This is a genomic window from Citrobacter sp. Ce119, assembly GCF_030334525.1.
In the GTDB taxonomy this organism is placed as follows: Bacteria; Pseudomonadota; Gammaproteobacteria; order Enterobacterales; family Enterobacteriaceae; genus Citrobacter; species Citrobacter europaeus.
This window is the reverse complement of the sequence record NZ_JAOWDR010000060.1, coordinates 403,111-416,947: the sequence shown is the minus strand read 5'-3', so window position 1 is coordinate 416,947 and position 13,837 is coordinate 403,111. Positions and strand designations below refer to the sequence as shown.

At 53.1% G+C, this 13,837-nt stretch carries 11 protein-coding genes; 4 read left to right on the top strand and 7 right to left on the bottom strand.

Annotated features, from left to right (window positions below; translation table 11 throughout):
- Positions 1-6 precede the first annotated feature (6 nt).
- Positions 7-945, bottom strand: a complete 939-nt coding sequence (gene fruK, locus OGV80_RS22230; RefSeq protein ID WP_003834544.1) for a 1-phosphofructokinase — start codon at positions 943-945, stop codon at positions 7-9.
- Positions 945-2,075 (bottom strand): fused PTS fructose transporter subunit IIA/HPr protein, encoded by a 1,131-nt coding sequence (gene fruB, locus OGV80_RS22225; protein WP_087051319.1) that lies wholly within the window; start codon positions 2,073-2,075, stop codon positions 945-947. Before fruB ends, fruK begins: the two co-directional genes overlap by 1 nt.
- 368 nt (positions 2,076-2,443) lie before the next feature.
- Between fruB and setB the strand changes: the two genes are divergently transcribed.
- Positions 2,444-3,625 carry a sugar efflux transporter SetB gene (setB, locus tag OGV80_RS22220; protein ID WP_043016978.1) on the top strand — a complete coding sequence of 394 codons (1,182 nt, stop codon included), beginning with the start codon at positions 2,444-2,446 and terminating at the stop codon, positions 3,623-3,625.
- Here setB and OGV80_RS22215 read toward each other — a convergent pair.
- Positions 3,622-3,876: a YkgJ family cysteine cluster protein gene (locus OGV80_RS22215; protein WP_016153739.1), complete on the bottom strand. Its 255-nt coding sequence runs from the start codon at positions 3,874-3,876 to the stop codon at positions 3,622-3,624. The two genes, setB and OGV80_RS22215, sit on opposite strands and share 4 nt — an antisense overlap.
- Before the next feature lie 157 nt (positions 3,877-4,033).
- Between OGV80_RS22215 and yeiP the strand changes: the two genes are divergently transcribed.
- Positions 4,034-4,606: an elongation factor P-like protein YeiP gene (gene yeiP, locus OGV80_RS22210; protein WP_005129255.1), complete on the top strand. Its 573-nt coding sequence runs from the start codon at positions 4,034-4,036 to the stop codon at positions 4,604-4,606.
- Between the two features lie 395 nt (positions 4,607-5,001).
- On the opposite strand, the gene torD is transcribed toward yeiP, so the two are convergent.
- Genes torD through torC form a run of 3 tightly spaced genes read right to left on the bottom strand, consistent with a single transcriptional unit; the run spans position 5,002 to position 9,265 of the window.
- Positions 5,002-5,634, bottom strand: a complete 633-nt coding sequence (torD, locus tag OGV80_RS22205; RefSeq protein ID WP_181231242.1) for a molecular chaperone TorD — start codon at positions 5,632-5,634, stop codon at positions 5,002-5,004.
- A complete protein-coding gene (torA, locus tag OGV80_RS22200; RefSeq protein WP_286515771.1) occupies positions 5,624-8,122 on the bottom strand; it encodes a trimethylamine-N-oxide reductase TorA in 2,499 nt (832 codons plus the stop codon). Before torA ends, torD begins: the two co-directional genes overlap by 11 nt.
- A gap of 9 nt (positions 8,123-8,131) precedes the next feature.
- A complete protein-coding gene (torC, locus tag OGV80_RS22195) occupies positions 8,132-9,265 on the bottom strand; it encodes a pentaheme c-type cytochrome TorC (RefSeq protein ID WP_043016981.1) in 1,134 nt (377 codons plus the stop codon).
- Between the two features lie 165 nt (positions 9,266-9,430).
- Between torC and pdxR the strand changes: the two genes are divergently transcribed.
- Entirely contained in the window at positions 9,431-10,906 is a 1,476-nt protein-coding gene (pdxR, locus tag OGV80_RS22190) for a MocR-like pyridoxine biosynthesis transcription factor PdxR (RefSeq protein WP_080624910.1), read from the top strand.
- 42 nt (positions 10,907-10,948) lie between these two features.
- Here pdxR and uxuA read toward each other — a convergent pair whose 3' ends face one another.
- Positions 10,949-12,139: a mannonate dehydratase gene (uxuA, locus tag OGV80_RS22185; protein WP_043016983.1), complete on the bottom strand. Its 1,191-nt coding sequence runs from the start codon at positions 12,137-12,139 to the stop codon at positions 10,949-10,951.
- Positions 12,140-12,341: 202 nt separating this feature from the next.
- On the opposite strand from uxuA, the gene OGV80_RS22180 reads away from it, so the two are divergent.
- Positions 12,342-13,808 (top strand): mannitol dehydrogenase family protein, encoded by a 1,467-nt coding sequence (locus OGV80_RS22180; protein WP_087052513.1) that lies wholly within the window; start codon positions 12,342-12,344, stop codon positions 13,806-13,808.
- Positions 13,809-13,837: the final 29 nt, after the last annotated feature.

Sequence of the window (13,837 nt, the reverse complement as noted above, 5' to 3'; positions counted from 1 at the left end):
CTGCTGTCAGTTAAACGGTTTTAAGTCGACACGCGCCATCATTGCGGCCAACTGAGGACGATCGGTAATGCCCACATTGCTTTGGCTTACCGCCAGGGCGGCAACAGCCGTCGCCAGACGCAGGGTATGTTCGCTGGACTCACGCATCAGCAGGCCGTAAATCAGACCGCCAACCATTGAATCACCTGCGCCTACGGTGCTTACCACCTCAACTGACGGCGGTTTAGCAATCCACTCACCCGAAGCGTTAACCCACAGCGCACCTTCCGCACCGAGCGAAATCACCACGTGAGCAATACCCTGCTCGCGCAGCGCATGCGCCGCTTCGATCACATCTTTCATTTCCGGCAGCTTGCGGCCTGCCCAGATTTCCAGCTCACGACGGTTTGGTTTCACCAGCCACGGTGCCGCTTTCAGACCCGCCACCAGCGCTTCACGACTACTATCAAAGATAATGCAAGGACACTGACTGCGCAGGCGCGTCATCCAGTCGGTGAATGCTTCCGGGCTAACGCCGGTCGGCAAACTGCCGCTGACACACACCATGTCGAACTGACCCAGCCAGCTCAGTGAGTCATTCACAAAGCGTTCCCAGTCAGCCGGGGTAACTTCAAAACCGGAGAAATTAAAATCGGACACTTCGCCGTCTTTTTCGGTTAGCTTGACGTTGATACGGGTACGCCCTTGTACAACCTGAAAACGGTTGGCAATACCCAGCTCGCTGAACAACTGCTGAAAACCATCCTGGTTGTCTTTCCCCAGGAAACCGCCCACAGTGACATCAATGCCTAAATCTTTCAGAACTTTAGCGACGTTAATCCCTTTCCCTGCCGCATGCAGACCGGTAGTTTTTACCAGGTTCACTTCACCGCGTTCAATTTCCGGGCAGAAACCCACCAGGTCGTAGGCCGGGTTAAGGGTGATAGTAGCAACACGTCTGCTCATTACGCGCCCTCCCCAAGACCTGCCGCAATGGCTTCGCCAATCGCTTTCAGCGCCTGTTCAGCATCTTCGCCCTGGGCAGTAAAGCGCAGGTGATGTCCTTTCTTCACGCCCAATGCCACAACTTTCATCAGACTGCGTCCATTCGCCGGTTTGCCGGTTCCATCAAGATTTGTCACGGTAATTTCACTGTTAAATTGTTTAATCGTATTCACCAGCATGGTGCCCGGACGGGCGTGTAATCCATGCTCGTTGCGCACAATAAATTCGGCGCTCAGTACATCATCAGTTAAGGCGTCATCGCTGGTCAGCAGCGCTAACACCGTGGCCGCATCGGCTTTCAACAAACGGTCAGCTTTGTTATTCAGCAGCAGATCGCCAAGGCGCTTCAGCACCACAACCGGTTGATCGTCATTCATAGCGACGGTCACCAGCAGGGCTGCAGCTTCACCTTGTACATCGAATGCTGTTGCTGCGCGGCTAACCGCAACGGCGCTGCGTACATTGCCTTCAGCACAGTCATTCAGCCAGATACCCTGACCGAGATTCATCGGCAGTTCATTGATTGCTCTGGCCACAAAGGTGGCGTCAACCGCACCAACTTCTTTCAGTCGCGCCGCGTTGAGCGCCTGCAACGTTACCAGCGAATTAGCCACGACATCCAGCGACAGCGTTTCGTTATCAAGCTTCAGCTGTTCGCTTTGCTTTTCGCCCATCAGCAACGCGCGCAACTCTTCCGCCGTGGTCGCAGATTTCAGCTGTTCAGCGACGGAGTCATCGCTCAGCACGTGCGTCAGTTGACGCAGTAAACCGAGGTGCTCATCGGAACTGGCGGCAATGCCGATCGCCACATAAGCAACCTGACCTTCGCCCCAGGTCACGCCTTGCGGAAACTGGAACACCTGCACGCCGGTTTTCAGCACCCGATCGCGCGTGTCCGTCGTACCGTGAGGAATAGCAATACCGTTGCCGAGGAACGTGGACGTCTGTTGTTCACGCGCCAGCATGCCATCGACGTAGCCTTCCGCCACGTTACCCGCCTGTACTAAGGCAGCGGCAACCTGGCGAATAGCCTCTTCTTTATTCCCGGCCTGTTCGCCCGGGTGAATATCCTGAACAGATAACTGGAACATGGTTCTCCTCTCCCGCTGATTTGAAACGATTCAGCTAACATGAGAAAAAAGGCGTCACCTGAATCCATCAGTTATGGCGAGATGACGCTGAAACGTTTCAAGAAGTCTTGCTCTTTTTTCTTCAGCACACAAGTAAAGTTGACAAATTACTTGCTGAATTTAGAGATAACGCACATTTTCTCTGCGTGGGAGAAAAAAATGCTGACGAAAAATCGGCGTCAGCATGTCAGATTCAGCAGCGTCAGCAAACGGCATTCTCTGACTGAAATGCTATTTTGATTTTTGATGCCGATTTTGATTTGGCTCCCTGTTTATTTTCTGACAAGCAGCGTAAACTCCGCGTCTCTTCACATCATTGATATCAAAACATGCATAACACCCCCGTAGCCGCCACACCCAAGGCGTTTGATTTAACGTCTTCGGCGTTCCTGCTTGTCGCATTTCTGACGGGTATCGCCGGTGCGTTGCAGACGCCAACGCTTAGCCTTTTTCTGACGGATGAAGTCCATGCCCGTCCCGGCATGGTCGGTTTCTTTTTTACCGGCAGCGCCGTGATCGGCATTTTGGTGAGTCAGTTTCTGGCCGGACGCTCGGATAAAAAAGGCGATCGCAAAAACCTGATTGTGTTTTGCTGCGTGCTGGGGATGCTGGCCTGCGTGCTGTTCGCCTGGAACCGTAACTATTTTATTCTGCTGTTTATCGGGGTATTCCTCAGCAGCTTTGGATCGACTGCCAACCCGCAAATGTTTGCTCTCGCCCGCGAACACGCCGACCGTACGGGTCGGGAAGCCGTCATGTTCAGCTCAATATTACGTGCGCAGGTTTCGCTGGCCTGGGTGATTGGCCCACCGCTGGCCTACGCGCTGGCCATGGGTTTCAGCTTTACGGTCATGTATCTCAGTGCGGCAGTGGCGTTTATTGTTTGCGGCATAATGGTCTGGCTGTTCTTACCCTCAATGAGTAAAAACGTGCCTCTCGCGACGGGCGCGGTAGAGGCCCCGCGCCGCAATCGACGCGACACGCTTTTGCTATTTGTTATTTGCACATTAATGTGGGGCACGAACAGTCTCTATATCATCAATATGCCGTTGTTTATCATCAACGAACTGCATCTGCCGGAAAAGCTGGCGGGCATCATGATGGGAACCGCCGCAGGGCTGGAAATCCCAACCATGTTGATTGCCGGCTACTTCGCTAAGCGTCTGGGCAAACGCCTGTTGATGAGGATTGCCGTCGTCGCCGGATTCTTCTTTTATGCCGGCATGCTGTTGGCTCACTCTCCGGCGATATTGCTCGGCTTACAGCTGCTGAACGCGATTTACATCGGCATCCTCGGCGGGATTGGCATGCTCTATTTTCAGGATCTAATGCCGGGACAGGCAGGTTCAGCCACGACTCTCTACACGAATACCATTCGCGTAGGCTGGATTATTGCCGGATCGCTGGCGGGGATTGCCGCTGAAATCTGGAACTATCACGCGGTGTTCTGGTTTGCGCTGGTGATGATCGTCGCCACCGTCGTGTGCCTGGCGCGCATCAAGGACGTTTAAGGCGCGGTCAGCGCTTCAAGCTCAATAAGATAAACCATGGCCTGGTGCGTCGTCTGTCCGCACATTTCCGCACTGGGCTGTAAACCGGCGCACACTTTTGGCCGCAGCGGTGATGCAAAAATTTTACAGCGCAGGGATTCATCCAACTGAACGCATGGCGTATTAGCGGGTTTGCCATCAGGCATACCGGGGATGGGACTGGAGATTGAAGGCGCGGTGCAGCATGCACCACAATCCGGACGGCATTCCATACAGTACTCTCTTTATCGTAAACCATCGGATTGTGTGGGAAGCGCACAGTACCACCTTTTTTGCACCAGCAAAAGCATGAATTCCGCTTGCCTGAATGCCCCGGCGCGAGTAGTTTTACGCGATATTTTAGACACTCCTCACTACAGGATTTTTTCGATGCCAAGAGCGAACGAAATTAAAAAAGGTATGGTACTGAACTACAACGGCAAGCTGCTGATTGTAAAAGATATCGATATTCAATCACCGTCCGCACGTGGTGCAGCCACGCTGTACAAAATGCGCTTTTCTGATGTCCGTACCGGTCTGAAAGTTGAAGAGCGCTTCAAAGGCGACGATATCGTCGATACCGTCACCCTGAGCCGTCGTGGCGTTGATTTTTCCTACGTCGATGGCAACGAATATGTCTTTATGGATAAAGAAGACTATACCCCGTATACCTTCACCAAAGACCAGATTGAAGAAGAGCTGCTGTTCATCCCGGAAGGCGGGATGCCGGACATGCAGGTCCTGACCTGGGATGGCCAGCTACTGGCGCTTGAACTGCCGCAGACCGTAGACCTGGAAATCGTTGAAACCTCACCGGGTATTAAAGGTGCTTCAGCGAGTGCGCGCAACAAGCCAGCAACCCTGAGCACCGGTCTGGTGATCCAGGTTCCTGAGTATCTGAGCGCGGGTGAAAAAATCCGTATTCATATCGAAGAACGTCGCTATATGGGCCGTGCAGATTAATCTCCTGTCGTTACAGGTGAACCAAAGATAATGACATGTTGTCTCTGGCAAAATGTTCCGTACCCTTAACAATCCCGGCTCCCGGTGGGAAAATTGCCACTTCGTGGTCCCCTCCGCTTATTTCTTCAGGCTACCGGGCCGGGCGCGAGGTAGCATCCCTGCAAAGCGCGCCCTGAACCCGCATCCCAGCGGGTTCTCCCGGCCTTACGAAAACACGTCGGCAATTTTCAGCCGGACCAACCCACACCTGACCATCTGCGTTTTTTGTTTAAACAGCAAAAAAGTGTTAACTGGAAGTCAGGCGTTGAAGCGATGAGCATGAGATGAACGGAACTCTTTCTCCGAGATAGCCTGTTCTTTACCTCCGCCAGCACAGGTTGTCCCTTTTTTTATATTCACTGCTGGCTGCTGAGATAAAAATCATCCATCAGCAGTGATTCCAGATACTGTTCATCCTTGCGCATAAAACGCACGACCAGGTTAACCGCCTGAGGATAAAACCCCTCTTCATCACGCGCCAGGCAGCTATCGCGCAGCAACGACGCCCAGCACATAATATGATGATGCAAAAAGTAATATTGCGTGGAGAGCTTCTCCTCTTTAGCAACCATCCTCGCCATCAATGCCAGCTGTACAGCAATATGATCGGAGGATTCATTTTCCCGCGCCGCCAGCCCTTGTTCAACCAACAGCACATTCATTTGCCGACGTTCTGCCGCAGCTGTCGTATGTGGATAGTGCCCTGCATAGGGAGAAACACTGGCAGGCGGAGACAGCATAAACAGCGAGGCAAAATCTGCCGCCAGCTCCAACTGCCGGGAGTCACGCCGCAGAACCCGCTCCAGGCTACGCACAAAATGTTTAACCTCGACAGACAATCCGGGAATTGCCGCCAGTGAGGCAATCCACGCCCGGTTATCGCCATTTTCCAGGCTGGCGAGCTGTTTTTCGTCCAGCTCACGAAATAGCAACTGTGAAAACCACTGATAGATCGCCGTCCGTTGCTGATGAATTTGATTATGCTGCACTTGTCCCCTCCTCTTTCACTGTCTGCGGACCACCGAATGCCGTTACCTGCGGGGCTTTCTGCTGATAACGCTCGACCTCCACCAGCACGGTATGCGCTGAAGGGCCCTGCGCCAGCTGTGAAGTACCGATATCCGCGCTCAGCACATTCGGATCGCCATAGGTGCATAACGTCCCGGCTTTTCCTCCTTCCTGCGGGGAGTACCACGCCCCTTCATGAATGCGGACCACGCCGGGTGGAAAATCCGGACTGACAACCACGCCTGCCAGCACCTGGCCACGCGCGTTAAAGACGCGGGCAATATCACCGGCTTTCAAGCCACGCGCGATGGCATCCTGTTCGCTGATATAAAGCGGCTCTCTCCCGGCAACCGCATAGGTATTGCGAAACGCCTCGCTTGAGCACAACTGGGAATGCAGACGTTTATCCGGATGGCAGGATTGCAGATGCAGCGGGAATTTATCTGTTTTGTCGCCATGGCTACGCTCAAATGGCTCCATCCACACCGGATGCCCAGGACAGTCCTCGTAGGCGAAGCCCGCGATGGTTTTACTATAGATTTCAATCAGACCTGACGGCGTTCCCAGCGGATTAAGGTCTGGCTGGTCGCGAAACTCACCGTGACGCACCCACGGCTGCCCTGGCGGATATTCAATATATCCTTCCCCCTGCCAGAACGTTGTAAAGTCCGGTAAGGAGACGCTGAGTGATGCGCCCATCTTCACACCTTCGTCATAAAGCGCCTGTATCCACTGCATTTCATCCCGGTTCTCACGGTACACAGCCTCCTTGTCAAAGCGCTTACACAGCCCGGCAAATACGTCGAAATCATGCCGCGCTTCATATTGCGGTTTGACTATTTGATGCAGCGCCATCAGCCCTTTATTCGAATGCGTACCGAACTGCTCAATATCGTTACGTTCAAAGCGAGTGGTAACGGGCAGGACGATATCGGCAAAACGGCACGACGCGGTCCATTGATGATCCAACACCACCACAGTTTCCAGCTTCTTCCACGCGTCGATCATGCGGTTTCTGTCCTGCTGCGCATGGAACGGATTGGCTGCGCTGTAGATCGCCATTTTGATGTCAGGCCAGGTTAACGTTGCGCCGTTGAAGGCAATTTTTTTGCCCGGCTCAAGCAGACAGTCCACGATGCGCGAGGTGGGGATATGCTCAGACGCGCCGCGAAAATCCGCTTTATATTTCGCCGGTGGAGGATTAGCAATACTCCCCAACCCAGAAAGTACGGGACCGGCGGATGTCACCGTCCCCCCGCCGTTATAGTGCCAGCCAAACCCTACGCCGCCGCCTGGCAAGCCAATTTGTCCAACCATGCTGGCCAGCACCACCAGCATCCACGGATACTGCTCACCATGGTGCATGCGCTGTACGCACCAGCCGCCCATAAACTGTGTCCGGCCTTTGACCAGCAGGCGGGCAAAGTCACGGATCTGCCCGGCCGTCAGACCGCAGATTTCCGCCGCCCATTCGGCGTTTTTCGGCTGTTTATCACTCTCACCCAGCAGGTACGGCAAAAACTGTTCAAAGCCGACGGTGTAATCGGTAATAAACGCCGTGTCGTACAGTTTCTCTTCGTACAGGGTATGCGCCAGCGCCAGCATTAACGCGACATCCGTTTGCGGTCGCAACGCCAGTTGTTCACAGCCAAGATAGTTTTGCGATTTGCTGCGTACCGGATCAACGCTGATAACGCGCATCTTCCCCAGCGCTACCGCCTCTTTAATTTGCTGCCAGTAGCCAAACGCATCGTGATCGGGAACCAAAAACTCGATCTGCAGATTCTTGATCGGATCGCATCCCCACAGCACAATGGTATTACTGTTCTCGATAACCAGCGGCAGTGACGTTTGTTGCTCATAAACTTCCAGCGAACCGATGACATGCGGCAAAATGACCTGCGCCGCTGCCGCAGAGTAGTCACCAACGGTCGTAACATAGCTGCCATGCAAGCCCAGTGCCCGGTCCATCGCCCCGCCCGCTTTATGGTATTTGCCCACCATTTGCCAGTCGGCGAGCCCGGTAAATACGCCTGATGAGCCATAGGTTTTTTGCACCCGCTCCAGCTCTTCGTAAAACAGATCCAGCGCCCGATCCCAGCTTACCCGCACAAAACGGTTATCTCCGCGCTGGTTGCGATCCGATTTCTCACACTTACGCAGCCAGTCCAGACGTACCATCGGGTAGCGTACCCGCGAAGGGTTGTAGACCACTTCCCGCACCGCGTTCAGCATATCGCAGGGATATTTGTCATGTTTGAATGGGCGGGTCTCTGTCCACTCGCCGTTGACCACTTTGGCTTCAAAAGCGCCATAATGCGAGCCGGACTGGATCCACTGTTCGGGGTTTTCTCCCGCCGCCCACACTTTTGATATCAACGGATTGGGCGCCAGGGCGCTGGCAGCGCCCACTGCCAGCATACCGCTCAGAAAACGGCGGCGAGACGGATTAAAGTCATGAATATCCATACATTATCCTTACTTTTTAATGGGTTGAGACACATCGCTGGCATGGGTCTGGAGGTATTTCAGCAACGTACGCTCCTCCACCGGGTTAAGACGGTAATAGGTCGACATCGCTTTCAATCCGGCGATCCAGCCGTTAGCGGTATAACGGGTGGGAGGAGGAGTGCTATGGCAGGCACTACAGGTGGATTGCAGCATTTGATCTGAGTATTCCCAGATGGGCTCAAGCGTGCTGATAAGATCCTGCCCGGAGGTCCAGGCGGTGACGCTCACCTGCTGCCAGGCCTGATGTGAGTCAGGATCGACCTGGGTTTGTAGCACTTTTACGTTAGCCATCAGGGAGTCATCGAGAACGGCGGAAAACACGCGCTTACCCATATACTGGGTGATCACCCGCCCGCGTCCTTTGGTTTCACGCCAGCCCGTGATTTCGACCTGCACGTTACTGCCTTCTTTTTGCAGCACCTTGACCTCGGTGGCGGGAAATAACAGCGCTTTGCCTGCGGGGCTTCCTGCCGTTGCCGTCAGTGCTTTTTCACTTAACGAGAACAGCGTGCTCGCCTGCGATGACGACGCATCCTGACGCTGTAGCTGCTTAAAGCGATCGCGAAAACCGCTGCTCATATCGGGTTTGTGATGGGCAATTCCTTTGTGGCAATCAATGCAGTTGCTGTCTTTTTCCGCCGCCGCGGTCATTTGTGCCGCCGCATTTGCCGATTGTTTGCCGTGATCCATCGCCTCATAGCTGTGGCAGGATTTACACGCCGCTGAATTATTCGCGCTCATGCGCGCCCATTCCCGCTGGGCCAGCTCCGCCCGTTTTGCGGCAAATTTTTCGGGGGTATCGATCGAAGGAGAAATAAAGGTGTGGTAGAGATCGTTTAAGGCTTGCGTTTTACGAACCAACGTTGGCACGATGCCCGGCGGAATATGACAATCCTTACACTCCGCACGCACGCCAGAGGCATTGCGAAAATGCACGCTGGTTTTATATTCCTCTCCAGCCGTGCGCATCGAGTGACACGATAAACAAAACCCGGTAGTACTGGTGTAATGAACGCCTTGCCACGTTCCCCAAATCGCCAGGGCCATGACTACCGCTCCGACGAATGCGCACCACAGTGCATTTTTTCTTATCCACGACATGCTAGCCTCCATTTTTTTAATAGCGACACGCTAAGTGATAATAAAAATCAAAAATAGAGACAGCGCAGGCAGAGTATAGGAACAGCAATCACTCTATGAGATTCGTCAAATAGTAAAGAGCAGAAATTCGTAATATAGTGACCATCTATAAATAAGGATTTTCTCATGCTCACACTGACTCTCAATAGAGAAAGCCGTACTCCGCTACAGTTGCAGATATTTCAATTTTATTTACAGGCTATTCAGCAGGGAGATTTGTTGCGTGGAGATAAACTCCCTTCTATTCGCGAGCAGGCTCAGGTATTGAATGTAGCCAAAATAACGGTCGTGATGGCCTATGATAAGCTTATGGCGGCTGGGTTAATTAAGAGCCGACACGGCATTGGCTATGAGGTGATATTCACCACGCCTGTTCGTATCCCGCCTGCGCATGTTCCCATGTCCCAGGGCTCTCCGCCAGTAACACCCAAAGCAGCCGGGGTCTCTACCGATGTTTACGCAGAGCCTGGGCGGGAGTGTTACTGCCGGATGGGCGTCCCCGATCCCAATGCTTTTCCCTGGGCCAGTTGGCGAAAATGGAATAACGCGCCAAGCGTACTTAAAGAACAATTGCTTACCCGGTATCATTCACCAAACGGATTATTTTCACTGCGTGAACAACTGGTCAGATACCTTAATTTATCTCGTGGCATTAATACCCGGGCAGAGAACATCATTATTACCAACGGGATCCAGGAAGGATTGTCGCTGTTGAGTCAGATATTTATTATTCATCATGCCGTCAGCCAGCAAAAAAAATGCCACGTTGTGACCGAATCCCCTTGTTATTCTGGCGCATGGCATCTGTTTAATTATTACGGCGCAAACATTACGTCAATTGCCGTAGATAACCACGGACTGCAAACAGATAATTTACCTGAATATGAAACTCAGCTTTGCTATGTGACGCCGGCCCACCAGTATCCGATGGGGAGCGTACTTTCGCTGGAGCGCCGTCAGGCATTATTAACGTGGGCACAGCGCGTCGGCGCTTATATCATAGAAGACGACTACGACGCTGTTTTTACCTATGGCGAGAATCACCTTCCTGCGCTGAAAGCCATGGATTATCACAACCGGGTTATCTACATGGGGACATTTTCTAAAACGCTGGGACCGGGGGCGCGTCTTGGCTACCTCATTTGCCCTGATGAATTGCTCCCGGCGGTACAGAATATGAAAGCGCTCAATAACAACGGCAGTCAGTGGTTGTTGCAGCAATTTTTAGCCGAATTAATGCAAAACCAGGTGTTTTATACGCATATCAGCAAGCTGGCCAGCAGCTATGCGGCGCGCCTCAACCAGTTACGCGATGGCCTTTCCGCGCTGTTTCCCACAGGGAAAATCGCTGGCGCAACGGCGGGTCTGCATCTCTCGTTACGCGTTGAAAGACACCCCGATACGATAGCCAGGCTGCAACAACGCTGCCTGCAGGCTGGGATCCGGTTTGACACTCTGGCGGATATAGAAAATGGGTCAGAAACCGCATGGCGTAAGGAGAACAGCGACGTGGTGATGTTTTTTGGCTTTGGCGGGTTGCAGATACAGCAGATTAATAGGGTACTGTCGGTACTGGAGCAGGCGCTGACGCAGCCTTGCTGAATAACAGGGATCGCGCCGGTGGCGCAATCCCTGTGGTAAGTCTTACAGCAGATCGCGGAACTGAGTTTGTTTCAGCGCCAGCTCAACGCCGCGAACTTCCGCCAGCCCTTTCAGACGACCAATTGCGGAGTAGCCGGGGTTGGTTTTCTTGTGCAGATCGTCAAGCATCTGGTGTCCGTGATCCGGACGCATCGGGATAGGACGCAAATCGCCCGCCTTTTTACGCCGCTGTTCTTCACTCAGGATGGCAGCGACCACCGATACCATATCCACATCGCCCTGCAGGTGCGCACCTTCGTGGAAGGTTTTCGGGTTATCTTCACGGCAGGTGGAGCGCAGATGCGTGAAGTGGATTCGATCGCCAAAGGTTTCGATCATTTTCACCAGATCGTTATCAGCACGCACGCCGTAAGAGCCGGTGCACATGGTGAAACCATTATTGATGCTGTCGACGGTTTCTTTCAGCCACTGCATATCTTCGATAGTCGAAACAATGCGCGGCAGGCCAAGGATCGGACGCGGCGGATCGTCAGGATGCACAGCCAGGCGCACGCCCACTTCTTCTGCCACTGGCACGATCGCCCGCAGGAATACCGCCATATTATCGCGCAGATCGTCTTTACTGATGCCGTCATATTCAGCGAGGCGCGCACGGAATTGATCCAGCGTATAGCCCTCTTCCGCGCCGGGCAGTCCGGCAATGATATTGCGGGTTAGCTTTTCAATTGCGGCATCGCTCATGGCATTGAAGTAGTCCAGCGCCTGACGTTGTTCTTCTGCGGTGTAATCCGCTTCAGCTCCCGGGCGTTGCAAAATATGCAGTTCGAAGGCCGCAAAAGCAATCTGGTCAAAACGTAGCGCTTTGGAGCCGTCTGGCAACTGATATTCCAGGTCAGTACGCGTCCAGTCGAGGATCGGCATGAAGTTATAGCACACAGTATCAATGCCGCAGGTCGCCAGATTACGGATACTCTGCTGATAGTTGGCAATCCATGTTTGGTACTGGCCTGAACGCGTTTTGATATCTTCGTGAACAGGAATACTTTCCACCACCGACCAGGTCAGCCCTTTTTCAGCCAGAATGGCCTGACGCTGTTGAATCTCTTCTACCGGCCACACTTCACCGTTAGGAATATGGTGCAAGGCAGTCACAACACCCGTTGCGCCAGCCTGACGCACATCATCAAGCGATACCGGATCGTTAGGTCCGTACCAACGCCAGGTTTGTTCCATTGCTTCACCTCACAAGTTGTTATACCAAATTAAACTACCTGAATGATGACTACCATACAGGCATCCCATGGATGATCAACAGATGGCCGGTCATTGATTGATCCAGCTCACATTCCCCTGATAAATGAGGCACACCAATTCAATTTGCTGTCATATAACTTTATACTGCCATTGTTAATTAATGGTTAATCAGGTGTATTAAATGAAAACTATTGCCTCAGCGCCACTGGCGGAAAATGTCATGATGCCGCAGTACGACCGCCAGCAATTAAAAACGCGGATTGTGCATTTTGGTTTCGGTGCTTTTCATCGCGCCCATCAGGCGTTATTAACCGACAGGGTGCTGAACGCGCAGGGTGGAGACTGGGGAATTTGCGAGATCAGCCTGTTCAGCGGCGATCGGCTGATGCGTCAGCTTCGCGAACAGGACCATTTATTTACCGTGTTAGAAAAAGGAGCAAACGGCAATCAGCCCATCGTCATCGGCGCCGTTAACGAGTGTCTGAACGCCACGCTGGATTCGCTGGCGGCCATTATTGAAAAATTCTGCGAGCCTCAGGTGGCGATTGTCTCGTTAACTATCACCGAAAAAGGCTACTGTATCGATCCGGCGACGGGATCGTTGGATCTCTCTAATCCGCGAATTATTCACGATATGCAGACGCCGGCTGAACCGCACTCCGCGCCCGGAATAATTGTAGAAGCGCTGCACCGCCGACGTGAACGCGGGCTGCAACCATTTACCGTCCTCTCCTGCGATAACATCCCGGACAATGGCCATGTGGTAAAAAATGCCGTACTGGGAATGGCGGAAAAACGCTCACCTGAGCTGGCGCACTGGATCCAGGAGCACGTCAGTTTTCCGGGAACCATGGTGGACAGGATTGTTCCCGCCGCCACCGACGAGTCGCTGGCTGAAATCGCCCACGAGCTGGGTGTTGCCGATCCTTGCGCAATCAGTTGCGAACCGTTTATCCAATGGGTGATTGAAGACAACTTTGTGTGTGGTCGTCCGCAATGGGAAACCGCGGGTGTCCAGATGGTCGAAAACGTGTTGCCGTGGGAGCAAATGAAACTGCGGATGCTGAACGGTAGCCATTCGTTCCTTGCTTATCTCGGCTATCTGGCCGGATTCCAGCACATCAGCGACTGTATGCAGGACAGCGCATTTCGTGAAGCCGCTTACCGGCTGATGCTCAATGAACAGGCCCCCACGCTGCAAATTACCGATGTGGATTTAGACCAGTATGCTTTAAGCCTGCTGGAACGCTTTGCCAACCCGGCGCTGAAACACAAAACCTGGCAAATAGCGATGGATGGTAGCCAGAAATTACCCCAGCGCATGCTGGAAGGGATCCGCGTACATTTAGCACGTCAAAGCGAGTGGCCGCTGCTGGCGCTCGGCGTCGCAGGCTGGATGCGCTACGTGAGCGGCGTGGATGATTCAGGCACTGCGATTGATATTCGTGACCCGTTAAGTGAGAAAATTGCCGCTCTGGTTAAACAGAGCACTGAATCAGAACGCGTCAGCGCCCTGCTTTCACTGCATGAGATTTTCGCCGCCGATCTCGTACAGAATCCGCAGTTTGTCGCGGCCATTCAGCAGGCCTGGCAGCGTATTGCCCAATACGGCGCGCATCAGGCTGTCATTGAAACGTTAAAAAATTAACGATTTCTGCCATTAAGCAGGACGAAGCA

Coding starts and splice junctions, on each gene's coding strand:
- fruK (WP_003834544.1), bottom strand. CDS start 945: ATGAGCAGACGTGTTGCTACTATCACCCTTAACCCGGCCTACGACCTG.
- fruB (WP_087051319.1), bottom strand. CDS start 2,075: ATGTTCCAGTTATCTGTTCAGGATATTCACCCGGGCGAACAGGCCGGG.
- setB (WP_043016978.1), top strand. CDS start 2,444: ATGCATAACACCCCCGTAGCCGCCACACCCAAGGCGTTTGATTTAACG.
- OGV80_RS22215 (WP_016153739.1), bottom strand. CDS start 3,876: ATGGAATGCCGTCCGGATTGTGGTGCATGCTGCACCGCGCCTTCAATC.
- yeiP (WP_005129255.1), top strand. CDS start 4,034: ATGCCAAGAGCGAACGAAATTAAAAAAGGTATGGTACTGAACTACAAC.
- torA (WP_286515771.1), bottom strand. CDS start 8,122: ATGGATATTCATGACTTTAATCCGTCTCGCCGCCGTTTTCTGAGCGGT.
- torC (WP_043016981.1), bottom strand. CDS start 9,265: ATGTCGTGGATAAGAAAAAATGCACTGTGGTGCGCATTCGTCGGAGCG.
- pdxR (WP_080624910.1), top strand. CDS start 9,431: ATGCTCACACTGACTCTCAATAGAGAAAGCCGTACTCCGCTACAGTTG.
- uxuA (WP_043016983.1), bottom strand. CDS start 12,139: ATGGAACAAACCTGGCGTTGGTACGGACCTAACGATCCGGTATCGCTT.
- OGV80_RS22180 (WP_087052513.1), top strand. CDS start 12,342: ATGAAAACTATTGCCTCAGCGCCACTGGCGGAAAATGTCATGATGCCG.